This is a genomic window from Pseudarthrobacter naphthalenicus (assembly GCF_029076445.1).
GTDB classification, from domain to species: Bacteria; Actinomycetota; Actinomycetes; order Actinomycetales; family Micrococcaceae; genus Arthrobacter; species Arthrobacter naphthalenicus.
Window position 1 is genome coordinate 1 of the sequence record NZ_JARESG010000019.1, and the last position, 25,603, is coordinate 25,603.

Here is a 25,603-nt window from a genome sequence, read left to right on the forward strand (position 1 = left end):
AAAGGCAGATTGGTCCAGTACGTCGGCCGGGTAATCCGGCCGTACCCAGGGAAAACTGTGGCGACAGTTCACGACTACTATGACGAATCAACACCCGTACTGGCCGCGTCCCTGAACAAGCGGGCTCTGGGCTACGTCTCGCTCGGGTTCCCTGATCCGCGCAAGCTCAAAAGCAGATAACATCGTCCCCAGGACCGTAGGCGGCGGTGTCTGCGTTGCCACAACTCCTCGGAACCGAATTCTCGAGAGGTCACCGTCGGGCAGCCGGACACGTCTCACGCCAGTGAACTACCCGATACCGCTTAGTATCATCGAACGTGGACATGAACCTGCGTGTTTCAGTCGACGGTGACTGCCGTCCGGATGAGCCTACTGCCAAAGCGCACACCTCCAGGTCGGCGCTTCTTGGCCAAGTTGCCGGTTCGGACGTCCAAGGTCACCGGCACAGGCAGGAAATCAGCGCGGGCCTGGACTTCGTAATGCGCCACGACGCCGGGCTGCTGAAGCGCGTGGAGGATGCCTGAGTTCTCGCTTCGAATACGACGACATCGTCGCCTTGCCAGATCTTCTTCTCTGCGACGCACTGCCTGGCCACAACCGTCATGGGTGTGACGGCTCGTCCCTACTGGACGTCCAACAAGTGGCGGCCGCAATATAGCACTTGAGTTGTAGAACACCTGAGTTGTATTATGGACTCGATGTGGAATGTTGACGTGGGATTAGTTGAGCCATGGTTGTTAGGTCTTGACGAAGACTCGTATGAGCAGATTATTGCTGCTTTAGAGCTTCTCGCCGAGCGCGGACCTCAACTTGGTCGTCCATTGGTCGACACGGTGGTTCGTTCACGGCATAAGAATATGGAGGAGCTGCGGCCGGGGTCGAGCGGGCGGTCGGAACTGCGAATCCTGTTTGCCTTTGATTCGGAGCGGCGGGCGATCCTGCTTGTCGCGGGGGAAAAGGCGGGCAACTGGAGCAAGTGGTACAAGACGAACATTCCGGTTGCTGATGACCTGTTCGATGATCATCTGAGGAATCTGAAAGGAGGGGCATAGTGGCGAAGTCCGTGGAGGAAGTACTGGCAAAGCGTCCGGTGGACCGGGCAGCTGTGAATGCCCACAAGAAGCGCATGGTCGATGAGGTCCGGGCCTACCGGCTTCGGGAGCTCCGCGAGGCCGCTGAACTTACGCAGGTCGAGCTGGCTGGGCGCCTTCATGTCAGCCAGAACAGGGTTTCCCGCATCGAGCACGGTGACATTGATCGTGCCCAGGTCGATACTTTGCGGAAATACGTCGAGGCGCTCGGCGGCCGGCTTCGTGTCGAGGTTGAACTCGGCGACGAACGAATCCAGATCGCCTGACGAAGCGACTTGGAGCGATCCGCGACGGCAGCCGTCTGCCCGGACAGCGAGGTCTAAAAGGTGGGAAAAAAGGGGTGTGCACAATGTGCACACCCTGGGGGTCGGACTGGGTCGTATATTGGCCGGATCGGGCCAAATTCAGCATGGTTACGGGAGTTCCCAGTGTTTGCAAGGGCCGGAGTCCGGTTCGAGTCCCAACTCGGGCACGCATAACCCCCTCCGTCAGAGGGGTTTTTGCTTTAATGTGTGGACATTGACCCTTCGCGGGTCCCTCTGGTCCCTCTGACGTTGGCCGCAGTCTGTTCCCTGGCGCCGTCGTCAGGGTCCTGGTGCTGTCCTCAATCGTCAAGGGTCCAATCAGTCCAGATGATGCTCGGAGACTGGGAAACCTAACGCCACGCCCTGAAGCATTCCACAAGAGCGGATTTCGGCATTTGCCTCCGGGCGAAAACATCCGATGCCGTTAGAAAACGTCCGTAAACGTTGGCCGCTAGGCCTCCTGGATGATGATTGGGTGGCAGGTGGGACGGTTGGTTGTCGTGCACGAGGCGAATGGTCCGCATGACCGGGATGCCGTTGCCGGCGGCGCATCAGCGGGAAACACCGATCGGCGGCCCCCGAACATTCGGAATCATTGAAACGCGGCAGTCGTCAAGGTTGTCTCAAACCAGGGCGTCACACTGGGTCATGTGCGGGGTGTATCCAGTCGTCGGCCTTGCTATCGTCAAAGGATATTGCCGCCGCGTGGCCAGGTGGCTGCCAACCCCCTTGCCGCCCTCGAAGAAGGACCTTCATGAAGCACATGCGACTTTCCGTAATCGGCCTCATCGCAGCTGCGGGACTAGCGCTGTCCGGATGCGGGTCGGCGTCCACGGGTCCTTCCAGTTCCGCGCCGGCAGGCGGAACTGACACGTCTTTGAGCGACGTGAAGAGTGCAGGTGTGCTTAAGGTCGGCACGGAGGGCACTTACAAACCCTTCTCGTTCCACGCCAATGGCAGCGGGGACCTGACGGGGTATGACGTGGAGATCATCACGGCCGTCGCAGGCAAACTTGGCGTCAAGCCGTCGTTCCAGGAGACACAGTTTGACGCCATCTTTGCCGGGCTCGAAGCCAAGAGGTTCGACGTCGTCGCCAACCAGGTTTCGATCACGGACGAACGCAAGGCCAAGTACGATTTCTCCACCCCATATACGGTGAGCACGGGCGTAATCGTCACCAAGTCCGACAACAACAGCATCAATTCCTTCGATAGCCTCAAGGGCAAAACCACGGCCCAGTCGCTGACGAGCAACTGGTACAAGCTTGCCCAGCAGAGTGGCGCCAACGTGCAGGCCGTTGAAGGCTGGGCGCAGGCGATCACGCTGCTCAAGCAGGGGCGCGTCGATGCGACCATCAACGACAAGCTCACGTATTTGGACCAGCAGAAGACCTCGCACGATGACAGCATCAAGATTGCTGCCGAGACCACGGACAAGTCGCTGAGTGCCTTCGCGTTCCGCAAGGGCTCAACCACACTGACGGACGCTGTCAATAAGGCGTTGACCGACCTGCAGACCGATGGCACCCTGACAAAGATTTCGCAGAAGTACTTCGACGCCGACGTCACCAAGTAGCGGGATGGTAGCCGTCGAAGAACGCTGCGCCAGACCATGACGATCAACTGGGAGCTCGTCTGGGGTTCCTTGGGACCCATTCTGACTGGCGCGATTACTGGCACGATTCCCGTGGCGCTGGCGTCGTTCGGCCTGGGCCTGCTGCTCGCCCTACTGGTGGCCCTGATGCGGCTAAGCCGCAATCCAGCCCTTTCCGCGATTGCGCGGATCTACATTTCCGTCATCCGCGGCACCCCTCTCTTGGTCCAGCTGTTTGTCATCTTCTATGGGCTGCCGTCGATTGGCATCACCATCAGTCCCTGGCCGAGCGCGATCATCGCTTTCTCACTGAACGTGGGCGGCTACGCCGCAGAGGTGATCCGCGCAGCCATTTTGTCCGTTCCCAAAGGACAGTGGGAGGCCGGACACACTATCGGCATGTCACGCCGCCAGTCGCTGGTGCGGATCATCCTGCCGCAGGCCGCGCGGGTGTCAGTCCCGCCCTTGTCCAACACCTTCATCAGCCTGGTTAAGGACACATCGTTGGCTTCGCTGATCCTCGTCACTGAACTGTTCCGCCAGGCACAGCAGGTTGCGGCTTTCAGTCAGGAATTCATGCTGCTGTATCTGGAAGCAGCCGTTATCTATTGGATAATCTGCCTGGTCCTCGCCGGCGGACAGTCTGTCCTCGAAAAGAGATTGGACCGCTATGTCGCCCACTGAGTCCAATCTCCCGGAAGCTGCCACCCTCCTGACTGTGCGTGGACTTCGCAAGGCATTTGGTCGACATGAGGTGCTCAAATCCATCGACATGGACGTACGCCGGGGCGAAGTGGTCACGCTGATCGGGCCGTCCGGTTCGGGTAAGACGACGGTCCTCCGATGCCTAAACGGCCTGGAGGTTCCCGACGGCGGTATCGTCGAGTTCGCCAATGACCTCACAGTGGATTTTTCGTTGCCGGTGCCGAAGAAGCAGCTTTCCTCCATGAGGGACCGCAGCGCAATGGTCTTCCAGCATTACAACCTGTTTCCGCACAAGACTGCCCTCGAAAACGTCATCGAGGGCCCGGTTCAGGTCCAGAAGCGCCCCAAGGCCGAAGCCATTGAAGAGGCCAGGGAACTGCTGGCCCGGGTCGGGCTGGCGGACAAGGAAGGCAGCTATCCCTTCGAGCTGTCCGGCGGCCAGCAGCAGCGTGTCGGCATCGTACGTGCCCTTGCCCTGCGACCGCAGCTCCTCCTGTTTGACGAGCCGACGTCCGCGTTGGACCCAGAACTGGTCGGCGACGTCCTGACGGTCATCAAGGAGTTGGCGGACGAGGGCTGGACCATGGTGGTGGTCACTCACGAACTCGCCTTTGCTCGCGAGGTCGCTGACGAGGTGATCTTCATGGCCGATGGAGTGGTCGTCGAACGCGGTCACCCGGACACAGTGCTACGCGATCCACGGGAAGAGCGCACCCGCCAGTTCGTGGACCGGCTTCTGAATCCGTTCTAACCACGGCGATCGAGACCGTCCTGGACGTGGAGGGCAGCTCCTGTGCGCCCGGTGTCATCCGAGCGTTCGAGCAGGGTGACGTGGACACCGGTCCTGGAGAGCGCCGATGCAGTCAGGACCTCTGCGAGGGTCGCGCCGACCACGGGGAGGCTGTGCAGACATCACGGCGCAGAATGGGTGGGCGGCGGGTCGGCGGCCGCAAGAAGCAACAAAAGCACGAGAGCCACGAGAGCATGGCCGCGCATGCTTTATGGGCACCCTTGGCCTACTTAGCCTGCTATTCATTATCGACCCCCTATGGTGAAGCCCCCAATGATGAGCTGCAGCAAAGAACTCCTCACGATTGATTCGGGCACGGGAACCGTGGACGCTTTCGGCGAGACCATGACCCGCCTGGGCACACAATACGCCCAGAACTAGCTCCGCCGCGGTGTCCGCGCCGTTTTCTTGCAGGCCGTAACGCACAGCCCGGCAGCCCATCGGTTGAGCTTTGGCGCGCCAACCGGGCGTCCCTGGCATCTATCACGGCGGCTGCGAGGAGACGGCCATGGACGCGGGGGGACTATCCAGTGATCCTTACAGGCTGGCTCCACGGTGCGATCCGGCACTGTCCGCCCGGTCATTTCTATGGCTTCTTTAGGAGGCGTTCGACGCGGGGTTTGACCTCGGTGGCGAGCAGGGTCAGGGATTCGAGGAAGTGGTCGTGGGGGAGGCTTCCGATGTCCATTTGGAGGAAGTGGCGCATGTGGCCCATGTGGCCGTGCAGGTCAACGATGCGTTGGGCGATTTCGTCGGGGTCTCCGACGTAGTAGGCGCCGGGGAACTCGGCCTGTGCCAGGAACTGGCGTTTGTCCGGGGCGGGCCAGCCGCGGAGTTTGCCCATCTCGATGTTGAGGTTGTACCAGCCGGGATAGAACCGTTCCAGGGCTTCCTTTTTGGTGGGGGCGATCAGGCCGAGGGTGGCCACGGAGACCTTGATGTCCTCCCCGGTGTGTCCGGCTTTCGCGGCGGTGGCCCGGTAGAGGTCTGCCAGGGGTGCGAACCTGGAGGGTGCCCCGCCGATGATGCCGTAGGAAATTGGCAGGCCGAGCTCCCCGGCGCGGACGGAGGATGGTGCGCTGCCGCCGGTTGCCAGCCAGAGGGGCAGCTTGCCCTTGACCGGGCGCGGCACCACGGCAAGGTCGTGGAGGGCTGGCCGGACGGTCCCGGACCAGGTCACGTTCTCGGTCTTGCTGTTGTTGATGGTCATCAGCAGGTCGAGTTTTTCGGCGTAGAGCCTGTCGTAGTCCTTGAGGTCGTAGCCGAACAGCGGGAAGGTCTCGATGGAGGATCCGCGGCCGGCGGTGATTTCCACCCGGCCGCCGCCGGAGACAGCGTCAGCGATGGCGAACTGCTGGAACACCCGGACCGGGTCATCGGTGCTGATGATGCTCGCGCCGCTGCCGAGCTTGATCCGCTTTGTGGCGGCCGCTGCTGCGGCAATCACGGTTCCCGGGGAGGAGGCGGGCATGTCCAGGGTGTGGTGCTCGCCGATTCCGAAGTAGTCCAGCCCGTTCTGGTCCGCGAGCACGATGGCCTCGTGGAGGTTGCGGATGGCTTCGGTGGTGGACCGGAGGCTTCCGTCGGGGTTTCGCTGGGTGTCGCCGAAGCTGTAGGCGCCGATTTCCATGGTTCTCCTAGATGCAGTGCTGGGGGCGGGTTTGTTGGGGCCGGAGTCAGAGGCGGACGGGTTCACGGTCCGCGGACAGGATGGACCGCAGCTGTTCCGCGGTGTGGCTGCCGTTGAAGATCTCGGTGCCGGGTTGGAAGCTGCGGCCGGCTTCCAGCGGCCCCGCATCCACCGCGTCGTAACCGATCCGGTTGATGAACCGGCTCACGAGGTCCTTCGCGCCTTGGTGATCACCGGCCAGGGCGAGGGCCCGCCGGCCTTCGTAACCGGGTTCCTGCCCGTCCACTTCGAGATCGTGGTAGCCGATGTGATTGAGCGTCTTCACAATGTTCGAGCCCGCCAGATAGTCCTGGACGATTTCGCTGCTCGTCCTGTCGTCGTTCTCGAAGTCGTCAATCTCGCCGTCCACCGGTGCCCAGTAGTTCATTGCCTCGATGACTGTCTTGCCGCCCAGGAGGTCAGGGTCGAGGGTGCGGCATTTGTGGAGCGGCACCGCCACCACCACGATGTCGGCATCGGCGGCCTCAGCAGCCGTGACGGCCACCGCGCCAGGGGTCATGATCTGCACCATGAGGGCGATATCCTCGGCTGGCTTGGAAGTGGCGACCATAACGCCGTAACCGGCCTTGAGAGCCTGGCGCCCGACGGCGGTTCCCACCCTTCCGGCGCCGAGGATCCCGATGGTCCGGGGTTCTGCCGAGTGATTCTGCGGAGCGCTCATGCTGCCGGTCCTTCCTATACCAAACTATGTTGTTTAACAGACTATATTCCCGACAGAACATCTGTACAACTTCACGGTTGACGGTAGGATGAGTGAATGACCGAACGCACGCAGACCCACCCCGGGAGCACCGTCACGGCCGTTCCGGGCGATCTGGGCTGGCATCTGGGAATGGTGCTGCGCGGTTACCAGACCCGTTTCGAGGACGCCGTTGATCAGATGCCCGCCGGCATCCGCGGCTTCCAGGTGCTCTCCGCCGTCGTACACAAAGACCCGCCGAACCAGCAGGCGCTCGGGGCGCACCTCGCCATCGACCGGACCGTCCTGACCTACTTGCTCGATACCCTGGTGGCCGCCGGCGTCGTGGAACGTGTCCCCGACCCGGCCGACCGCCGGGCCCGGAAGATTATTGCCACCGACGGCGGACGGGACATACTGGCTGCCTGCGAAGAGCGCGTGGCCGCGGCTGAGGCAGACCTCCTTGCCGGCCTGGAGCAGGAGGACGCCCAGACCATACGCATCCTGATTGGCCGGCTGGCCCGAAACGTCCACCGTGCACAGCCCGGGGCAAGCCCCTGCGAGGCCATGGATAACCTCTAAAACACAGGTGAACTGGCTATCCACAGTCGTTGCCCTTGACGCCGGAATCGTGGACCTGGAGTAGGCCGCCCCCGTAGCCCAGGCCTCCAATTGAGGGTTGAGCATGCTGACCCGATGGCATCAGTTACGACTGTGATGAGTCACGCCGGGCGACACACGGATGTAGAGCCGGCGATCTAAAACAAAGGCTTCGCAAGGCCAGAAAGGGGCCGATAAATGGCGCTGGAAGACGGGCAATGGACACCGGAAGATCAGGGTTGGGTGCGGGAGAACCTCCGGGAGGCGATCGACCATCTGGTGGAGTTGGGATACACGGTACGCGGCGGGCAGGGCGAAGACCCGGAGCTGATCCATCCCGGCGGTTCGGCGGTGGAGACGTGGCGGGAGGACTACCCGTACGACGCACGAATGTCCCGGGAAGAGTACGAACTGGAGAAATACCGGCTGCAAGTTGAGCTGCTGAAGTTCCAGTACTGGGGCCAGGACCTTGATCTGAAGCATGTGATCGTTTTCGAGGGCCGCGACGCAGCCGGCAAGGGCGGAACAATCAAGCGCTTCACCGAGCACCTGAATCCCCGCTCGGCCCGTGCGGTGGCGTTGAACAAACCATCGGACCGCGAACAAGGGCAGTGGTATTTTCAGCGCTACATCCAGCACCTGCCCACGGCCGGGGAGATCGTGATGTTCGACCGCTCCTGGTACAACCGGGCGAACGTCGAACGGGTCATGGGTTTCTGCACCGATCAGGAGTACAACACGTTCATGGACCAAGCGCCGCTCTTCGAGAAAATGCTAGTGAACTCCGGGATCCACCTCACTAAGTTCTGGTTCTCGGCGACCCGCCACGAGCAGCGCACCCGCTTCGCGATCCGGCAGATCGACCCGGTACGGCGTTGGAAGCTCTCCCCGATGGACCTGGCCTCCCTGGACCGGTGGGAGGACTACACAGAAGCCAAGGAAGCGACATTCCTCCGCACCGACACGGACCAATCTCCGTGGATCACCATCAAGTCCAATGACAAGAAGCGCGGGCGGATCAATGCCATGCGCTTCTTCCTCAACCAGTTCGACTATGAGAACAAAGACACCTCGGTGGTCTACGAGCCGGACCCTCTGATCGTCCGCCGCGGCCGCGACGCCGCCGGCGACTAAGATGCGAGGTCGTGGCAGTCACCTCCAAGTGGCTGCCTGCTCGGCGAATGCCAGCCCTGAACCCTGGACGTGGTGATCGTACGGAAATGAAACCGACCGGTTTTTCCCCATCAGCACCAAAGCGACAACTTCCGAGGTCGCCGCGAAGGGTGACGGAACGGAATGCGCCGACGCCGGCATCGCCGCAGGGTACCTGGCCACTTCGGCGCGCATGGAACGACTTCGTTTCCTAGCACCGGACCTATGCTTAGGTTAACGCTTATCCGTTCCGCCGAAGGAAAAATCGAATGTCTCGCATCATTTCGACCGGCCTGGCCAAGACCGGTCTCCTGCTCGGCTACAAGGTCGCCCGCGATACAGGCAACAGGCAGGCTGGCGGTGCCATTTTGGCAGCCTGCGGTTTGGCCGCGTTCATGGTTTGGAAAAACGACGCTGGCGCGGGCCGGGCTGCCGGTCTCACGGGCATGTATATTACGGCCTTTGGCGCGTCCCACCCCCTGGCGAAGAAGATCGGCGCATGGCCGGCAGTATTCACCGTCACCGGGGTCGTGGCGCTGGCCTCGATGATCTTTGGCGGGCCCCGCAAGGATTCCTAGTATTACGGGCTCGCTAGCTGCACTCAGTTAGCAGTTTGGTTACATCGACTGATGGGTGGTCGTCCTCCGAGGGCGCTGACTTGCGGTCCTCGAGGCGGCAGGGTCAGCTGGGCCGTTGGCGGTCCGTGCTCACTTTCCGGAGGCCGCAGGGCGGCCTTTCATATCGGAGCGAACTCCAGCGCCAGGCTCAACCGACCCACCCTGACGGCCCGTTTACACAGCTTGGATGGGGCGCGGAACTGGGCGCAAAGGAGGGTGTGCACGAAGTGTGGACAACATTCCTTCGCTGGTACCTTTTGACGCTGTCCGCGGTCTGCGCCAGGCGCCGTCGTGCCTGTTCGGTTGTGTGGGTGGCCGGGTTAGGGTCCTGGCTGCGTGGGCGGCTGCGGGCGACATGACTTCGCGGCCCGGATCGTAGGTTTCCTAGGACGTTCCGGTTTCAGTGGGAATGCCAGCTCCATCGGATGCCGTGCACAGTCATGATGACAGCCATGGATGGAGGCCAGAATCGCGTTCAGGCGTGAAAGTCAAGGGTGGAGCAGACGCCGGTTTGAGTCCTTGACAATTTCTATGACGTGCCTCACTCTGTTGCTTACTGCGAAACTCATTGCTCCATGCGGAACAAATCAAAGCGGTGCCCCGGTGGGTCGCGACCAGTCCCTGAAGCTTAGAAGAGTGCGGTATGCACCAATGCCACTCTTTGAACCTCGCTCCCAGGGAACGGCGCCACCTGTCTCGACGCATCGAACCTGCCAGCCCATGCCCGGTCAGGCGAGGCAAAACTGAGGCATCCGCAACACTCAGTAAAGGGATTACTTCATGACAAGCACACGTGACGTCAGCGCTGAAAAACGTAGCGAAAGCCCCAAGCCGACCGTCGAGACCTCCATATCAAAAGAGACCTGCTCCAAGTTCAAACGCCGCTTCATGGTGCGGCTTGTCGCCGTCTTCATCGGTGGGATGTTCCTCGACGGTTACATCCTCGGAATCATCGGCCCCGTCAGCGGGCTCATGCGGTCAGAGCTCCAGCTCGACGCACTATCTCTGGGCATGATCGCTGCTGGCCCGCTGGTTGGCATCTTCGTCGGCTCCCCGCTGGCCGGCTGGGCTACTGACAAGTTCGGACGCAAGCCCATGTTCCTCGTGGACATGGGCCTGTTCCTGGTCGCCTCAGGGGCGCAGTTCTTCGTAACCTCCGGCGACGGAGCCGTGATCCAGCTGGCCGCCATCCGGTTCTTCATGGGCGTCGCGATCGGCGGCGAGTACTCAATCGGTGGGCCATTGCTGTCATAGTTCTCCCCTCCAAAGCTCCGCGGGCGATTGCTCGGGCTGACTCTGATCGCCTGGTACGTCGGTTTCATGATGGCATTCATCATCGGCACGCTCCTGCACGACGCCGGCACCCCATGGCGCCTCGTAATCGGCACGAGCACGATACTCGCCTTCGTCCTGTTCCTCGCCCGCCTGGGCCTCCCCGAATCACCGAGCTGGCTCATTACGAAGGGACGGCATGAGGAAGCGCTCGCGATCGCACGCAGATATGTCGAATCGCCACAGATGCACGACAGCATCACGGGAGAAATGGATCTGAGGCTGATCCAGGAGGCCCAAGCCGCGCAGAGCGGGACCAAAGTCAAGGGCGCCTCCTTCGGAATGCTGTTCTCGAGGCAGTACTGGCGCACCACCCTCTTCACCTCAGGTTTTTGGTTCTGCGCGGTCACTCCCTACTTCGCAATCGCGACTTTCGCCGACGACGTGCTCAACCAATTCGGCTTCGGCGGCTGGACCGGTGGTGTCGGACTGTCCGCACTTGCGGCCGCCGGTGTTGTCACCACAGTACTTCTGATTGACAAGCTCGGCCGCCGGATCCTCACCGTGCCCGGGCAGTGGCTCTGCGCAGGCATCCTGCTGATCATCGGAGTCTGGGCAAACGCACCAGCGATCCTCGTGCTCGTTCTGTTTCTCGCTTTCTCCTTCTTCAATGCCAGCTACACCACGATGACCCAGGTCTATCCGGCCGAGGTGTTTCCTGGCCACCTGCGCGGCATCGGTATGGGCTTCGCCGCGGCCTTCAGCCGCAGCGGAGCCGCACTCGGCACCTTCGCCCTGCCATGGGCGATCAGCAACATCGGCCTGGGCCCAAGCATGGTCGTAGCCGCCGCCGTCGCATTACTCGGCGCAGTCCTCTCGCAATGGCTCGCCCCTGAGACGAAGGGGCGCACCCTCGCCGAAATCTCAGCAGACTTCTCGCACTGACACCGGCACTGCACGGTGCCAAATCGGGCGAAATTGTGCGCCCGGCTACGTCGCCTCCCCGCCTTTCATGTATCGATGAATGTCGATATGCTTAACGCTGATGATGTCCCTGCTCGGGGCCGACCGCCTGAATGGGTGGCACTCCGTGTTTCGCTGTCGAATCGAACCGCCATGAAAGCCAAGGAGAACACTATGCCTGCTATCCGCATCTACGAGTCCGCCCTCTGCTGTGACACCGGGGTCTGCGGTCCTGACGTGGACCAGTCCCTGGTGGAGGTAACCGCGGATGTGCGTCACCTCCAGGGCCTCGGAGCCGACATCGCCCGCCACAACCTCGCCAGCGAACCGACCGCCTTCGCAGAGGACGAAACGGTACGCGGCTTTATGCACGTGGTTGGATCCAAGGGCCTTCCGCTCACCATCGTCGACGGAGTCACGGTTGCCACCGGCACCTACCCCAGCAGGGAGCAGTTGCTGACGTTGGCCGGACTGGGCCAAGCCGCGGTTGAGCCGCAGTCCCGTCCGGAACTTGGCCTGACTGAAAAGTCCGGAGGCTGCTGCGGCGGCTCGACGAGCTGCTGCTAGGTCCCGGCATGAAGTTTCTCGAGAACTCGCCCCGGTTCCTGTTCTTCACCGGCAAGGGCGGCGTCGGCAAGACCTCCGTAGCGTGCGCATCAGCGCTGACCCTCACCAGGTCCGGCAAGAAAGTCCTGCTGGTCAGCACCGACCCCGCGTCCAATGTCGGGCAGGTCTTCGGCATGACCATAGGGAACACCGTCACACTGCTTCAGGATGTGCCGGGCTTATCGGCACTGGAAATTGACCCGGAGCAGGCCGCCGAGGCTTACCGGGAACGGATCATCGCGCCGGTCCGGGGCCTCCTGCCTGAATCTGAGCTGGTCAGGATCGCGGAGAGTCTCTCGGGCTCCTGCACCACGGAGATCGCTTCCTTCGATGAATTCACAAATCTGCTCGCCGACGACAGCTCCTACGGGGACTATGACCACATCGTCTTCGACACCGCCCCGACCGGCCACACCATCCGGCTCCTGCAGTTGCCCGGTTCGTGGACCGATTTCTTGGCCGCCGGCAAGGGAGACCCCTCCTGCCTGGGCCCCCTGTCCGGACTGGAAAAGCACAAGCAGGTCTACGCGAAGGCCGTCCAGGCCCTCACAGACCCGGCGCGGACCCGGCTTGTTCTGGTGGCCCGAGCGCAGACCTCGTCACTGAGCGAAATTGAGCGGACTTACCTCGAACTCAACCAGATCGGGATCGGGGGAGGGTACGTCGTCGTCAACGGCGTCCTGCCCGAAGTGGCGGGGGATGAGGATCTTGCGCAGGCGCTGCGCGCCCGGGAAGCGGCTGCCATCGCAGCTATTCCTGACGCGGTCGCCGGGCTGCCCCGCGATGTATTGGATCTGAAGCCGGGCAACATGGTCGGCATTGCGGCACTGGAATCCCTCTTCGCGGCCACGTCCGTCGCTGATATCACGGACGAAGCCACGCTGACCTCCGAGATTGAGGACGCCCCGCTGGCTGCCCTGGTGAACGAAGTGGAGCTCGACGGCCACGGCCTCGTGATGTGCATGGGCAAGGGCGGGGTCGGAAAGACCACGGTTGCGGCCGCCATCGCGGTCGCCCTGGCCAAACGCGGACATGTGGTCCACCTGACCACAACTGATCCCGCAGCCCACCTGACAGAGACACTCCACGGTTCCATCCCGCGCCTGACGGTTTCGCGCATTGATCCCGAAGCGGCCATCCAGGAGTACCGCCACCATGTCATGGAGACCAAGGGCCGGAATCTGGACGACGACGGGCGCGCTGCACTGGCCGAGGACCTTTTGTCGCCCTGCACCGACGAGGTGGCGGTGTTCCGGCAGTTCTCCAAGGTGGTCCAGGAATCCCGCCGGCACTTCGTGGTGATTGACACGGCACCGACCGGCCACACCCTGCTGCTCCTGGACGCCACCGGCTCGTACCACCGGGAAATCGCACGCCAAGTCGGGGACACTATGGGTTTCGTGACGCCCCTGATGCGGCTGCAGGATCCGGCACAGACCAAGGTCGTCCTCGTCACCCTGGCGGAAACGACGCCCGTGCTCGAAGCCGAAGAACTCCAGGGTGACCTGGAGAGGGCCGGAATCCACCCGTGGGCGTGGGTCATCAATAACTCGATTGCCGCCGCGCACCCGCAGTCCCCGTTCCTGCAGGCCCGCGCGGCGAGCGAAATGGAACAGATCACCAAGGTCCACACCCTGACGGACCGGACGGCGCTTATTCCGCTGCTGCCCGAAGAACCCACAGGCGAAAACAGGTTGTCGGCGCTGACCGCGCTCAGCTCACAGCCCGCCTGAGACGGATCCAGCCCCCGCCCACACACGTACTCGGCGTCGGACCCGCCGTCCTGCACTGAGTTTTCGTCGCCCGGTGAGTCCTTCGCCTTGCCGCCTGTTGGCAACACAAGAGCTAAGGGACCTGCGTGCGCCGTTCGATCAGGATGGTGTCCCGCCATTGCCCGGCGGCAGGGCCCTGGGCCATCCGGGCAATCTTTTCCCGCCGTCCGACCACCCTGAAGCCGTAGGCAGGGTGCAGCCTGAGGCTCGGCTCGTTCTCCGGGAAAACGCTCGCCTGGATGGTCCAGATGCCGTCCTCTTCCGTCGACGCGATCAACGCCTGGAGCAGGAGTGTTCCTATCCGACGGCCGCGGGCCGCAGCTGAAACGTAGACGGAGTGCTCCACGACACCGGAGTAGACGGGGCGGGAGGACACAGCGGAAACAGCAGCCCAGCCAAGAATCCCGTCGCGGGGCGCCTCAGCCACCAGGCGGTGGGAAGCAAGCCGCGAGGCATCGAAACCGCGCCAATCCGGTGCCTCGACCTCGAACGTGGCCTGGCCCGTTGCGATTCCCTCCATGTAGATCCGCCGGACCTCTGGCCAGTCGGATTCCCGCATGGGCCGGACAATAACGTCAGGGGCCGGATTCTGATTCACAGGGACGCCAGCAGGCCGGCCGTCTGCTCCAGGGCGCCGGGAACGAGGGAGTAGTAGGCCCATGTGCCGCGCTTCTCGCGATGCAGCAGGCCGGCGTCAACCAGAATCTTCAAGTGATGGGAGACCGTGGGCTGGCCCAGATCCAGTGCGTCGGTGAGATCGCAGACGCAGGACTCCCCGGACGCCTCGGCCTTAACCATGGAGAGTAGGCGGAGCCGGTTCGGGTCGGCCAGGGCCTTGAAGACCAGAGCTTTCTGCTTAGCTTCCTCGGCGCCGAGAACGGGCATTCCCGCAGGGGCGCAGCAGGATTCATCCGTGGCGGGTACGAGGACAGGCAGAGAGGTCATGTGACTATTATGCCTTGATATTGACAGTCATCAATATACTGCTACGTCAACGAGTGCCCTTTCGTACCCATCTCGACGGGACGGCAGGGTCGCCAGCAGCCGCCGAGCGTTACCGGTTGGCCGCTTCGGAACTTCGCGGGATAACGACGTCATCCGCGTTGCGGGAAGCGGTCGGGAACAGGATGGCGAGGAGGCCGACGCCGACGGCCGCGCCGACGAGCTGCGCGATGACGAAGCCGGGCACTGAGGCGGGTGCGATGCCGGCGAAGGTGTCACTGAAGATCCGGCCGACAGCCACGGCGGGGTTCGCGAACGATGTGGAGGAGGTGAACCAGTATGCGGCGCCGATGTAGGCGCCGACGGCGGGGGCTGCGAGGGCGCCCCGTTTGGTGGCGGCCAGGGCGAAAATCAGCAGCACCAGTCCTGCGGTGGCGACGACCTCGCCCAGGAGGTGCCCGCTGGTGGTGCGGTCCTTGACCGAGATCGAAGTGGCCACCTCGAACATGGCGTTCGCAATGACGCTTCCACTGATCCCGCCCACCGTCTGGGCAACTACGTAGGTGCCGAGGTCCGGCAGGGTCAGTCCGGTGCCGCTGCGCCGGCCCAAGACCCAATCCACCAGGGACACCACCGGATTGAAGTGGGCGCCGCTGACGGGACCGAGCACCAGGATCAGGACCGTCAGGCCCAGGACCGTGGCAGTGCTGTTCTGGAGTAGCTGCAGGCCAATGTCGTTAGGGGAGAGCTGCTCGGCGGCGATCCCGGAGCCGACAACGATCATCACCAGCAAACTGGTGCCGAGCAGCTCGGCGACGGCACGGCGCCATAGCGGCAGTTGTTGAGAAGTCATACCAACAGCTTGACGGAAAGAATTAACTCAGTCAAAATTGAATCAATGGATACTGACTCAGTTGGTGACTTCCGCGCCCGCGTCGCCAAACACGCGGCCCTCGCCGATCCCGCACGGCTGCGCATCGTGGACCTGCTGACCCTGAGCGACCTCTCCCCGACGGAACTGCAGGCCGAGCTCGGCATGCCCTCGAACCTGCTGTCCCACCACCTGCGCACCCTTGAAGCCGCGGGCCTGGCCACCCGCCACCGATCGGAGGCGGACAAGCGCCGCAGCTACATCCGGCTCGCGACCGGCGCTCTGGACGGGCTGACTCCCGGCCGTGAACACGGAGCCCGCCGCGTCCTGTTCGTCTGCACGCGCAACAGCGCCCGGTCCCAGCTGGCCGTCGCCCTCTGGAACCAGGCCAGCGGGATCCCGTCGATTTCGGCAGGAACGCACCCGGCCGAATGCATCGCCGGGGGCGCCTTCGAGGTCGCCCGCCGCCACGGCGTCCACCTTGCAGACGTTCCCCCGCGCCGCCTTGATGAAGTGGCTGTTGCTGGCGACTTCGTCGTAACCGTGTGCGACAACGCCCACGAGGAACTGTCCGGCCTCAAGGGCATCCACTGGTCCGTGCCGGATCCGCTCCGGCTGAATACGGAGGACGCTTTCGAAGACGCCTTCACCAACATCAGCCGGCGCATCAGCGACCTCGCCCCCCGATTGCACGCAGCCTAAACCTCACCGCCCCATATGTTGACAAGCATCAATGTTCAGTCGGTAAATGTGGTGCGGGCATGACCTCACCCCAACCGATCCACACCCAACTGATTCCAGGAGAAATACCGTGAGCACCGAAAACGCCAAGAAGCCTTCCGTCCTGTTCGTCTGCGTCCACAACGCCGGCCGCTCCCAGATGGCCGCCGCTTTTCTGACCACCCTCGGGGAGGGCCGGATCGAGGTCCGTTCCGCCGGATCTCAGCCTGCGGACACGGTCAACCCGGCCGCCGTCGAGGCCATGGCCGAGCTCGGCATCGACATGTCCGCTGAAATCCCGAAGGTCCTCACCACGGAGGCCGTGAAGGAATCCGACGTCGTTATCACCATGGGCTGCGGCGACACGTGCCCGATCTTCCCGGGCAAGCGCTACGAGGACTGGGAACTCGCAGACCCGGCCGGCCAGGGCGTGGACTCCGTCCGACCGATCCGCGACGACATCAAGGCCCGCATCGAGGAGCTCATTGCCTCCCTGACCCCGGCCGCCACGTAGGGTCGCCGGGATGAGATTGGCCCGCCCGGGCTCTGTCGTCGTTCGCTGACGTTCAGCTAGTCTTTTCCGATGGCTGACATGGAATTCAAGAAGCGCTTGGATCAGGTCGATGGGCTGTACAACGAGCTCTACGAGTTGCGGCAGCGTGGTGATGATGCCGGCAAGGAAGAAATTGTGTTGGCGGAGATGCGTTTGGATAACGCTTGGCGGGAGCTGTACGCCTTCATGGAGCTACCGCTTTCGCCAGATGCCCAGACAGGCGACATTTCCGAGTAACAAGGACTCCTGCGCGAGGCGTCCTGTCGTGCGACTGATGCCGACCCGTGCGGACTGAGCCTTACTCAACTCCTGGAGCGGCTACTAGAATTATGCGGATTACGTGCTTCAAATCCCCCTGGTCAAGTCTGAACCTCTGACAGAAAGACCGCCATGACGACCGCTTCTGGCCCCGGCACGCCGGCCTACGTTGCCCTGAAGCAGCGGGGCGCCGGGGACCGCAAGCCTCTGGTCCGCTGGTTGCTCGCCAACCAGGTCGCACCTGCCGGTCCCGAGGCCGAGGACGGCCACAGACCCAACGCCTGGTGGAAAGTCATGTGCCTGACCGGCGTCGACTACTTCTCCACTCTGTCCTACCTGCCCGGCATCGCCGCCCTGGCCCTCGGAGCCCTGTCCCCGCTAGCCACCCTGCTGATCGTGGCCCTGACGCTGCTGGGCATGCTGCCCATGTACCGCCGGGTTGCGCAGGAGAGCCCGCACGGGCAGGGCTCCGTCGCCATGCTGGAGAAGCTGCTGCCCTTCTGGCGCGGCAAGTTCTTCGTTCTGCTGCTGCTCGGCTTCGTCGCGACCTCGTGGATCATCACCATTACGCTCTCCGGCGCCGACGCCACGGTGCACCTGTTGGAGAACCCGATGATGCCGGAAGGCCTGAAAGGCAGCGCTGTGATCATCACCGTGATTCTGCTGCTGATCCTGGGCGGGGTGTTCCTGCTCGGATTTAACGAGGCCGTCGGCGTCGCCATCCCGCTGGTGGCCGTCTACCTGCTGCTGAACGCCGCCGTCGTCGCCGCCGGATTTGTGCACATCTTCTCCGAACCGAGCCTCATCTCCGGCTGGACCGACCGCCTGCTGGCCAGCTCGAGCGGCGGCCCCATGGAGCTGATCGGCCCGGCCGTCATCGCGTTCCCGCTTCTGGTCCTGGGCTTGTCCGGTTTCGAGACCGGCGTGTCCATGATGCCGCTAATCAAAGCCACCGGGGACACCCCGAAGGAGGTCATGGCCTCCCGGGTCCGGAACACCCGCAAGCTGCTCACCACCGCCGCCCTCATCATGAGCGTCTACCTCATGTCCACCAGCTTCCTCACCACGGTCATGATCCCGGCCAACGAATTCCAGGCCGGCGGCCAGGCCAACGGCCGCGCCCTGGCTTTCCTCGCCCATGACCTGTTCGGCGCCGGGTTCGGGACCGTGTACGACATTTCCAGCGCCCTGATCCTTTGGTTCGCCGGGGCGTCGGCCATGGCCGGACTGATCAACATCGTGCCCCGCTACCTGCCCGCCTACGGCATGGCACCGTGCCGTCCGCCCTGTGGTCATCGTCTATACGGTGCTGAGCATCGGGATCACCATCGCTTTCAAGGCCGACGTCAACGCCCAAGCCGGCGCCTACGCCACCGGCATCCTGGCCATGATGGTCTCCGGAGCTGTCGCCGTGACCGTCTCAGCTCTCCGGCGGCACAGTCGCGCCGGGACCATCGGCTTCGGCGCCCTGACCCTGGTGCTGCTGTATGCGCTGGGCGACAACGTTCTCGAGAAACCGGACGGCATCCTCATCTCGGGGTTCTTCATCGCCGGAATCATCGCGGTCTCGCTCGTCTCACGGGTCACCCGCTCCACCGAACTGCGCGTGGACACCATCGAGTTCGACGACGCCGCCCGCCAGTTCATCACCGATTCGATTGCCTTCGACGGCGAGTTGCACATCATCGCCAACAAGAAGCAGTCCGGTGACAAGGCGGAGTACGCCGAGAAGGAGTACGAACAGCGCGGGCTGAACCCCGTGCCGGGCCCCGCCGACGTCATCTTCCTGGAGATCGAGATCTCCGACCCCTCGGAGTTCAGCCACACTCTCCGGGTCGAAGGCACCGAGGTCGAGGGCTATCGCGTGCTTAGGGTGAAGTCCCCGGCAGTACCGAACGCGATCGCGGCGGTGCTGCTGGCCATGCGGGACTCCACAGGAGTAAACCCCCAGTGCTACTTCGAATGGTCGGAGGGCAGCCCGATCAACCACCTCATGCGTTACCTGTTCCTCGGCCAGGGTGACACGCCTCCGCTGGTGCGCGAAATCCTCCGTGAAGTCGAGCCTGAGAAGGACCGTCGGCCGGGGATCCATGTCGGGTGAGCATCCCTGCCGGGCCATGGCTTGCCTCAGATGCCGCCGCGGCGGATGAGCCTGCCAGTGGGGGTCTGGCCGTCCACCACTGCGCCGCGGAGGAACGTCTTCCGAACCACACCTGACAGGGCTTGGCCGTCGTATGGGGTGATGGGGTTCTTGTGCTTGAGCTTGGACACGTCCACCACGAAAGCCTCGTCCGGCGCGAAGACGGCGAAATCGGCGTCGTAGCCCAGCGCCAGCTGTCCCTTGTTGGTGAGGCGGGCCAGGGCGGCCGGCTTTTCCGCCATCCAGGACACCACCTGTTCGAGCGGGATACCGCGGTGCCGGGCCTCGGTCCAGATCAGGGACAGGCCCAGCTGCAGGGAGGAGACGCCGCCCCAGGCCACGGCAAAGTCACCGTTTTCCAGGTCCTTGAGGTCAAGTGTGCTGGGCGAGTGATCCGAAACGATGCAGTCGATGGTGCCGTCCTGCAGGCCCTGCCACAGGAGCTCCCGGTTGGATGCCTCGCGGATGGGCGGGCAGCACTTGTAGGCGGTGGCGCCGTCGGGAATTTCCTCGGCAGTCAGGGTCAGGTAGTGCGGGCACGTCTCCACGGTGAGCTTGACGCCGTCGCGTTTTGCGCTGGCAATCATGGGCAGCGCGTCCGACGACGAGAGGTGCAGGATGTGCGCACGTGCACCGGTCCAGCGGGCCCGTTCGATGACCTCTGCAATGGCCTTGTTCTCGGCGCCGCGCGGGCGGGAGGCCAGGAACGTGGAGTAGTGGTCACCGCCGGGGTGGGGTGCGCGGTCGATGGCGTGCGAGTCCTCGGCGTGGACGATCATGAGGGAGTCGAAGGACTTCAGCTCGGCCATGTCCTCCTCCATCTCGTCCGCATCCAGGTGCGGGAATTCGTCTACGCCGGAGTGCAGGAGGAAGCATTTGAAGCCGAAGACGCCCTCGTCATGCAGGGGGCGGAGGTCCGCCTTGTTGCCGGGAATCGCCCCGCCCCAGAACCCGACGTCGACGAAGGCCTGGTCCTCGGCCACCTCGCGCTTGAGCTTGAGGTTCTCCACCGTGGTGGTGGGCGGGACGGAGTTCAGTGGCATGTCGATGACGGTGGTGACGCCGCCGGCTGCCGCGGCCCGGGTGGCGGAGGCAAAGCCCTCCCACTCGGTACGGCCGGGCTCATTGACATGGACGTGCGTGTCCACCAGGCCCGGGAGCAGCGTCTCGTCGTCGGCCAGTTCGATCACTTCCACGCCGGCCAAGCCGTTGCCGAAGGGTTCGATGGCCACGATCTTGCCGCCGCGTACCCCTACTTCGCGTGGGGCGAGGCCGGCGGTGGTCAGGATGCGCTGGCCCCGGATGACGAGGTCAAAGCGGTCTTCAGACACGGAGGTCCTCCTTGGTACTTGCTGTGGCGGGCCTGGTGGCCGCCAGCTTCGCACTGCTCTGGGTGCCCAGCTGTTCCAGCAGGGGCCCTGCCTCTGCTATGCACCTGTTTACATCGGTTTCGAGTCCAGTCAAAGCGTAGACGTACGCCCCAGTGGGGAACACACATTTCGTGGCCGCTCGGAGGCCGCGGCGACGCCGTCGGATTAGGATGTACGGTGTGAATCAAGCGCTCGACGACGGGCCGTTCTATCACGGCACGAAAGCTGACCTCCGGGACGGTGACCTCCTGAGTCCCGGCTTCAGGTCGAACTACCGCCCCGAAGTGGTGATGAACCACATCTACTTCACGGCCCTTCCGAACGGCGCGGGACTCGCGGCAGAACTCGCTGCAGGCGACGGCGCGCCGCGGGTGTACGCCGTCGAGCCGACCGGCCCCTTCGAGGACGACCCGAACGTCACAGACAAGAAATTCCCGGGCAACCCCACCCGGTCCTACCGCAGCAGTGCCCCGCTCCGGGTCATCGGCGAAGTCACCGACTGGACACGGTTGGCACCCGAGGAACTACGGGCGTGGAAAGAACGCCTGGCAGCACTCCTTGGGGATGAACGAGGCGAAATTATCAACTGAAAGTAGGGCAAGCACCGCTCCGCCTTCGCCGCCCTGGAGCGTTGGGGCGCTGTTCGTTGACTGACTACCCTTGAGTGCATTGGATCAGTGACCGTCAGTTGTCTCCTTGAGGTGTACGTCGAGGACATCGCGGACTGAGGTCCAATCGTGTGGACCGTAGCGGTCGTTGTTGATGTGTTGGAGCTCGGCCTCGCCGTTGAACATGCTGACGAAGTACTGCATGCCCTGCCACGCGGGGAAGGCTTGGTCTTTGTCCTTCGACAGGTACCTGCCGATCCTGCTCATGGCCGCCAATGTGCCGGTGGTACCGGCCCATTGCAGGGAGAACGGTGTCTTCGTGAGTTCGGTCATGGTTCCGGCGATACTACGTGCGGTGACACGATCGCCAGCTATCTCGACGACGCGGGGAGCGTTCGCATCGAGGGCGGCAAGCGCGACAATGCGGGCGACGTCGTCCTTGGTCGTGAAGTCGAGAATCTGGTCCGGTGAGGACCAGAACAGGACGCGATGACGCTTAAACAGAATCATGGGCGCCTGACCGGTGAGCATGTCGGCGAACGCCCCGTTCAACACTGAAGTTACGCGAATGGGGGCGGCATCGAGGTCCGCGGCGAGCTCGCGACGGAGCTCGAAGTTGCGGTTGCTGCCGGGGGTGATCCGCCGGTAGTCCGCAGAATAGTCCGACGGGATGAACCGTGCCACCCCTGCTGCGACGGCGGCGGCGAGGAGCGCCCGCTGCGCATCGACGATGACCGGACGGGCACCGCTGACGGCTGAAATGACGGTGTCGACGCCGGACAGTGCTGAGGCGAGGCCGGCCCGGTCCGTGTAGGCAACCTCGTGGACCTCCACGCGATCGTCCCCGCCGTACATGCCATGGGCGGTCCCGGTCCCGGGGCGTGTCAGGACCCGGACGAGGGTGTCGTGGCGGAGAAGTTCGCGAACGATGCGGCGGCCGAGGTCACCGGTGGCTCCGGCGACGAGGACGGTGGCGGTAGTGATCATGTGCTCTTCTCTGTACGGTTTGTCGGTGCGGCGCCGAGCCCGATCCCGGCGCCGCATAATGCTGCGGCAAACCATTGGACCTTCGAGCGTCCTCTGGCGTCGGCTTTCGGTTAAGCTGTTTCAGGCTTCAGGGGACGATGACGGCCCGTCCCCGCAGCTTGCCCGCGTGCAGTTTCTCGTAGGCCTGTGGGGCGTCGCCAAGGGAAAAGACCTCCGTTTCCACCTTGACTGCACCTGAGCGGGCAAGTTCCAGAACTTCGAAAAGTTCTGACCGGTAACCCCAATAAGGGGCGCGGATGGAAGATTCAAAAGGCTTGTCCAGCATGCCCACAGGCAGCTGTCCCGAGCCGACACCTACGATGACCTGGTCCCCGCCGACGCGCACCAGCTTGCTGCCCAGGTCCAGGGTGGGCTGTGCGCCCACGAAGTCGAATACTGCCTGGACACCCCGGGAGAGGGTCAGTTGCTGGATCTTATCGACCGCGCCGGCGTCCGAGATGAAGGCATAATGGGCTCCGACCTCCTGGGCCAGGCTGAGCTTCTCTTCATTCAGGTCCAAAGCAATGACGGTGGCCGGGGTGATAGCCCTGAGTATCTGGATGGCGACGTGGCCCAGGCCGCCGGCGCCGATAACGACGGCTACCGAACCCGGCACGAGCTTTCCGAGCGACGCTTTGATCGCATGGTACGGGGTCAGCCCCGCGTCGGTGAGCGAGACATTCTGCACCGGATCAAGGTCGCCAAGGGGCACCAGGTGGCGCGGGCTGTCGATAAGCATGTACTCCGCCATCGACCCGGGGGATCCGAGGCCCGGCGGGGTGATGCCCAGGCGGGCGGCGTTCTCGCAATAGTTCTCATGACCCTGCGAACAGGCGTAGCAGTAGCCACAGCCCCAAGGCCCGTAGACCGCCACGGACTCACCCACTTCCAGGCCGACCGCACCCTCACCCAGCTTGTCCACGACGCCGGCGCCCTCATGGCCCAACGTCATCGGCAGCGGGTAGCTGGCGCGGTACACATCCTCCGGCAGACCCATGACAAACTCATCCGAGTGGCACACACCGGCCGCCGTGACCTTCAGCCGGACCTGCCCGGGCCGGGCTCGGGCATGTCGACTTCAACAACCTCCGGGGGTGCGCCTATCGCACGGTACTGAAGGGCCTTCACGGTTTCTCCTTTGTCGTCGCGGACGTAGTGCCCCCACTCTAAGCAGAGGGCCTGCGATTCCGCAGCCCGTACTTAGCTCTCAACTGGAGGTACCAGCGACAAATAAGGGCTCAATCTGACCCGCAGCTACGAAATCAACGCCGAATACCGTCAACACCTGGACCGGCGCAGCCCTCAAGCCAGACAAGAGCTGCTGACCGGTCCATGCCGAAACGCCGGAGTGGTCACGTGGCGGCCTGAGAATGAAGCGGGCAGCGCTGAAGGGCGGACCGCATGTCTAGAAAGGCAGGTGGAAGCCGCCGTTGGAGTGCAGGAGCTGGCCGTTAATCCAGCCTCCGCGCTCGGAGAGCAGGAAAGACACGAGGTTCGCCGCGTCTCCTTGGGTGCCGAGCCGGCCCAGGGCGGTCTCCCGGCTCAGGGCCTCCCCGGCTTCCGGATTGATCCATCCGGTGTTTACCGGACCGGGATTAACGAGGTTTGCGGTGATACCCAGGTGCCCGAGCTCTCCAGCGGCGGCGATCACGATTCGATCAAGCGCGCCCTTGCTTGCTCCGTAAGGAAGGTTGTGAGTTGTGTGGTCACTCGTCAGGGCCACGATCCGGCCCAGGCCGGGAGCCGAGGCGTACTGCTGCGCGAACGCCTTGATCAGGAGCCAACTGGCACGCGTGTTGACCGCAAAATGCCGGTCAAAACTCTCGACTGACGTGTCCAGGATGCTGCTGTCGACGGACAGGGCGTGGCTGGCCACGAGTGCCCGGACGGGCCCGAACTGCGCTGCAACCGCCTGCATCAATGTCTCGGGAGCCGACGGGTCGGCGAGGTCAGTGTCGGATGTAAAGGTCTTGGCCCCGAGTTCTTGCAGCTCGAGGGAGAACTCATCGACGAATCCACTGTCCGGACTGTGGTTCGCGAAGGCGATGTCCCACCCGTCCGCAGCAAGCCGGCGGGCGATCTCGGTGCCGATCGAGATCTTGCGTCCGACCCCGGTAATCAAGACAAGGGGACGCGGCTCAGTCATCCGTTGATCCTATGCCATCCGCGAAGCCAGGACCGGGCCCAAACGGACATCGGTCAGACCTGCCACCGCCACCAGCGTGACCGCTCGGGTTCGGGCGTCGGTTCCGGTTCCGGCTCCTCACCCAGGGCCAGCGCGGCCTCGACAATGTCGTCCGCGGTGAGCGTCATGACGGCCTCACGATCGAGCGCGTCGAGACTTTGTTCCTTGTCGAGTGACAGCCGCAGGGCCTGGCGGTTGAGCGCTTGTTCGAACAGGGTGCGGGCGAACCGTGCGTTGCCGGAGTCCTCGCCGGCGTGGAGACCGGTGAAGATGCGGCGCAGCATCTGGTCCGCGTCGGGCTCCAGTGTGTACTCGTGCTGGGCCAGCATCTGATGGAAGATCGTCTGAAGTTCGTCGACGGAGTAGTCGGGGAACGTGATCTCGCGGGCGAACCGTGAGCGCAGTCCGGGGTTTGAAAGCAGGAAGGACTCCATCAGCCGGGGGTACCCGGCCACGATCACGACCAGGCGGTGGCGGTGGTCCTCCATCCGCTTGAGCAGGACCTCGATGGCTTCGGGGCCGAAGTCCATCCGGCCATCCTCGGGAGCCAGCGCGTAGGCCTCGTCGATGAACAGGACACCGTCCAGCGCACGCCGGATCACCCTGTCCGTCTTGATGGCGGTTGCGCCGACGTACTGCCCCACCAAGCCCGAACGGTCGACCTCGACGAGGTGGCCTTTCTGCAGCAGTCCAACCGCACGGTACATCTCGGCCAAAAGCCGCGCCACAGTGGTCTTGCCCGTGCCCGGGTTGCCGAGGAAGACCAGATGCTGTGATGTGGCTACTTCCGGCAGGCCGTGCGCCTTACGGCGGGCCTGGACCTGGAGCAGTGCGACGAGGGCCCGCACCTGTTCCTTCACGGACTCCAGTCCGACCAGCGCATCGAGCTCGGCCTGCAGCTCGGACAGCGGCCGGGCCGGCCCGGGCCTCGCGCCGATGAGATCGCCGACCAGATCGTCGACGCGCTGCGAACCGGGCAGCTTGAGTTGATCGGCCAGATGGCCGATGGTTTCGCGCAGGTCATCGAGCGGATTGCGGCTGGCAGCCATGCATCAACTGTAGTACTCCATTCCCCACAGGGATGGGCGTGGCCT

At 63.5% G+C, this 25,603-nt stretch carries 28 protein-coding genes and 2 pseudogenes; 19 read left to right on the forward strand and 11 right to left on the reverse strand.

The window, feature by feature from the left end; genetic code table 11:
* The 7 genes from PY310_RS16610 to PY310_RS16640 form a co-directional block, all read left to right on the forward strand.
* Window positions 1-180 (forward strand): hypothetical protein (locus tag PY310_RS16610; RefSeq protein WP_275215577.1); only part of this gene is annotated, 180 nt, incomplete at its 5' end.
* 143 nt (window positions 181-323) lie between these two features.
* Window positions 324-524, forward strand: coding sequence for a hypothetical protein (locus PY310_RS16615; RefSeq protein WP_275215578.1), 201 nt, complete (start codon window positions 324-326; stop codon window positions 522-524).
* 174 nt (window positions 525-698) lie between these two features.
* A complete protein-coding gene (locus PY310_RS16620; protein WP_275215579.1) occupies window positions 699-1,052 on the forward strand; it encodes a type II toxin-antitoxin system RelE/ParE family toxin in 354 nt (117 codons plus the stop codon).
* Window positions 1,052-1,357 (forward strand): helix-turn-helix domain-containing protein, encoded by a 306-nt coding sequence (locus PY310_RS16625; RefSeq protein WP_275215580.1) that lies wholly within the window; start codon window positions 1,052-1,054, stop codon window positions 1,355-1,357. Before PY310_RS16620 ends, PY310_RS16625 begins: the two co-directional genes overlap by 1 nt.
* A gap of 793 nt (window positions 1,358-2,150) precedes the next feature.
* Complete coding sequence (locus tag PY310_RS16630) at window positions 2,151-2,972, forward strand: amino acid ABC transporter substrate-binding protein (protein WP_275215581.1); 822 nt, start codon at window positions 2,151-2,153, stop codon at window positions 2,970-2,972.
* 36 nt (window positions 2,973-3,008) lie between these two features.
* Complete coding sequence (locus PY310_RS16635) at window positions 3,009-3,674, forward strand: amino acid ABC transporter permease (RefSeq protein WP_414004280.1); 666 nt, start codon at window positions 3,009-3,011, stop codon at window positions 3,672-3,674.
* Window positions 3,661-4,446, forward strand: coding sequence for an amino acid ABC transporter ATP-binding protein (locus PY310_RS16640; RefSeq protein ID WP_275215582.1), 786 nt, complete (start codon window positions 3,661-3,663; stop codon window positions 4,444-4,446). The genes PY310_RS16635 and PY310_RS16640 overlap by 14 nt, the downstream gene beginning before the upstream one ends.
* Here PY310_RS16640 and PY310_RS16645 read toward each other — a convergent pair.
* A complete protein-coding gene (locus tag PY310_RS16645) occupies window positions 4,443-4,589 on the reverse strand; it encodes an NAD(P)-binding protein (RefSeq protein ID WP_275215583.1) in 147 nt (48 codons plus the stop codon). The two genes, PY310_RS16640 and PY310_RS16645, sit on opposite strands and share 4 nt — an antisense overlap.
* Window positions 4,590-4,743: 154 nt before the next feature.
* On the opposite strand from PY310_RS16645, the gene PY310_RS16650 reads away from it, so the two are divergent.
* Window positions 4,744-4,866 (forward strand): hypothetical protein, encoded by a 123-nt coding sequence (locus PY310_RS16650; RefSeq protein ID WP_275215584.1) that lies wholly within the window; start codon window positions 4,744-4,746, stop codon window positions 4,864-4,866.
* Between the two features lie 205 nt (window positions 4,867-5,071).
* On the opposite strand, the gene PY310_RS16655 is transcribed toward PY310_RS16650, so the two are convergent.
* Together PY310_RS16655 and PY310_RS16660 are read right to left on the reverse strand one after the other, a co-directional pair.
* On the reverse strand, window positions 5,072-6,115 hold the full coding sequence (locus PY310_RS16655) for an LLM class flavin-dependent oxidoreductase (protein WP_275215585.1): 1,044 nt from the start codon (window positions 6,113-6,115) through the stop codon (window positions 5,072-5,074).
* A gap of 46 nt (window positions 6,116-6,161) precedes the next feature.
* The gene (locus PY310_RS16660) at window positions 6,162-6,836 is read right to left on the reverse strand and encodes an NADPH-dependent F420 reductase (RefSeq protein WP_275215586.1); all 675 of its coding nucleotides are present in this window, start codon (window positions 6,834-6,836) and stop codon (window positions 6,162-6,164) included.
* A gap of 96 nt (window positions 6,837-6,932) precedes the next feature.
* Between PY310_RS16660 and PY310_RS16665 the strand changes: the two genes are divergently transcribed.
* From PY310_RS16665 to arsA, 6 genes and pseudogenes are all read left to right on the forward strand, one after another.
* Window positions 6,933-7,436 (forward strand): MarR family winged helix-turn-helix transcriptional regulator, encoded by a 504-nt coding sequence (locus tag PY310_RS16665; protein ID WP_275215587.1) that lies wholly within the window; start codon window positions 6,933-6,935, stop codon window positions 7,434-7,436.
* 216 nt (window positions 7,437-7,652) lie between these two features.
* Window positions 7,653-8,588 carry a polyphosphate kinase 2 gene (gene ppk2 / locus PY310_RS16670; RefSeq protein ID WP_275215588.1) on the forward strand — a complete coding sequence of 312 codons (936 nt, stop codon included), beginning with the start codon at window positions 7,653-7,655 and terminating at the stop codon, window positions 8,586-8,588.
* 287 nt (window positions 8,589-8,875) lie between these two features.
* Window positions 8,876-9,184: a hypothetical protein gene (locus PY310_RS16675; protein WP_275215589.1), complete on the forward strand. Its 309-nt coding sequence runs from the start codon at window positions 8,876-8,878 to the stop codon at window positions 9,182-9,184.
* Window positions 9,185-10,144: 960 nt separating this feature from the next.
* A pseudogene (locus tag PY310_RS16680) lies at window positions 10,145-11,440 on the forward strand (MFS transporter).
* A 192-nt stretch (window positions 11,441-11,632) separates the two neighbouring features.
* Entirely contained in the window at window positions 11,633-12,025 is a 393-nt protein-coding gene (gene arsD, locus PY310_RS16685; RefSeq protein ID WP_275215590.1) for an arsenite efflux transporter metallochaperone ArsD, read from the forward strand.
* Window positions 12,026-12,033: 8 nt separating this feature from the next.
* Entirely contained in the window at window positions 12,034-13,797 is a 1,764-nt protein-coding gene (arsA, locus tag PY310_RS16690; protein WP_275215591.1) for an arsenical pump-driving ATPase, read from the forward strand.
* A gap of 112 nt (window positions 13,798-13,909) precedes the next feature.
* On the opposite strand, the gene PY310_RS16695 is transcribed toward arsA, so the two are convergent.
* From PY310_RS16695 to PY310_RS16705, 3 genes are all read right to left on the reverse strand, one after another.
* The gene (locus PY310_RS16695; protein ID WP_275215592.1) at window positions 13,910-14,395 is read right to left on the reverse strand and encodes a GNAT family N-acetyltransferase; all 486 of its coding nucleotides are present in this window, start codon (window positions 14,393-14,395) and stop codon (window positions 13,910-13,912) included.
* A gap of 35 nt (window positions 14,396-14,430) precedes the next feature.
* On the reverse strand, window positions 14,431-14,781 hold the full coding sequence (locus tag PY310_RS16700) for an ArsR/SmtB family transcription factor (protein ID WP_275215593.1): 351 nt from the start codon (window positions 14,779-14,781) through the stop codon (window positions 14,431-14,433).
* A gap of 109 nt (window positions 14,782-14,890) precedes the next feature.
* The gene (locus PY310_RS16705; RefSeq protein WP_275215594.1) at window positions 14,891-15,631 is read right to left on the reverse strand and encodes an aquaporin; all 741 of its coding nucleotides are present in this window, start codon (window positions 15,629-15,631) and stop codon (window positions 14,891-14,893) included.
* Window positions 15,632-15,676: 45 nt separating this feature from the next.
* On the opposite strand from PY310_RS16705, the gene PY310_RS16710 reads away from it, so the two are divergent.
* The 4 genes and pseudogenes from PY310_RS16710 (at window position 15,677) to PY310_RS16725 (ending at window position 19,281) form a co-directional block, all read left to right on the forward strand.
* Entirely contained in the window at window positions 15,677-16,351 is a 675-nt protein-coding gene (locus PY310_RS16710; RefSeq protein WP_275215595.1) for an arsenate reductase/protein-tyrosine-phosphatase family protein, read from the forward strand.
* A 109-nt stretch (window positions 16,352-16,460) separates the two neighbouring features.
* Entirely contained in the window at window positions 16,461-16,883 is a 423-nt protein-coding gene (locus tag PY310_RS16715; RefSeq protein ID WP_275215596.1) for an arsenate reductase ArsC, read from the forward strand.
* Window positions 16,884-16,952: 69 nt separating this feature from the next.
* Window positions 16,953-17,159, forward strand: coding sequence for a hypothetical protein (locus tag PY310_RS16720; protein WP_275215597.1), 207 nt, complete (start codon window positions 16,953-16,955; stop codon window positions 17,157-17,159).
* A gap of 153 nt (window positions 17,160-17,312) precedes the next feature.
* A pseudogene (locus PY310_RS16725) lies at window positions 17,313-19,281 on the forward strand (APC family permease).
* A gap of 26 nt (window positions 19,282-19,307) precedes the next feature.
* On the opposite strand, the gene allB reads toward PY310_RS16725, so the two are convergent.
* Window positions 19,308-20,651, reverse strand: coding sequence for an allantoinase AllB (allB, locus tag PY310_RS16730; protein WP_275215598.1), 1,344 nt, complete (start codon window positions 20,649-20,651; stop codon window positions 19,308-19,310).
* Window positions 20,652-20,860: 209 nt separating this feature from the next.
* On the opposite strand from allB, the gene arr reads away from it, so the two are divergent.
* Window positions 20,861-21,280: an NAD(+)--rifampin ADP-ribosyltransferase gene (gene arr, locus PY310_RS16735; protein WP_419095509.1), complete on the forward strand. Its 420-nt coding sequence runs from the start codon at window positions 20,861-20,863 to the stop codon at window positions 21,278-21,280.
* Window positions 21,281-21,364: 84 nt separating this feature from the next.
* On the opposite strand, the gene PY310_RS16740 is transcribed toward arr, so the two are convergent.
* From PY310_RS16740 to PY310_RS16755, 4 genes are all read right to left on the reverse strand, one after another.
* Entirely contained in the window at window positions 21,365-22,285 is a 921-nt protein-coding gene (locus PY310_RS16740; protein ID WP_275215600.1) for an NmrA family NAD(P)-binding protein, read from the reverse strand.
* 127 nt (window positions 22,286-22,412) lie between these two features.
* Complete coding sequence (locus PY310_RS16745; RefSeq protein ID WP_342755758.1) at window positions 22,413-23,321, reverse strand: NAD(P)-dependent alcohol dehydrogenase; 909 nt, start codon at window positions 23,319-23,321, stop codon at window positions 22,413-22,415.
* 408 nt (window positions 23,322-23,729) lie between these two features.
* Entirely contained in the window at window positions 23,730-24,470 is a 741-nt protein-coding gene (locus tag PY310_RS16750) for an SDR family oxidoreductase (RefSeq protein WP_275215601.1), read from the reverse strand.
* Window positions 24,471-24,523: 53 nt separating this feature from the next.
* Entirely contained in the window at window positions 24,524-25,558 is a 1,035-nt protein-coding gene (locus PY310_RS16755; RefSeq protein WP_275215602.1) for an AAA family ATPase, read from the reverse strand.
* Window positions 25,559-25,603: the final 45 nt, after the last annotated feature.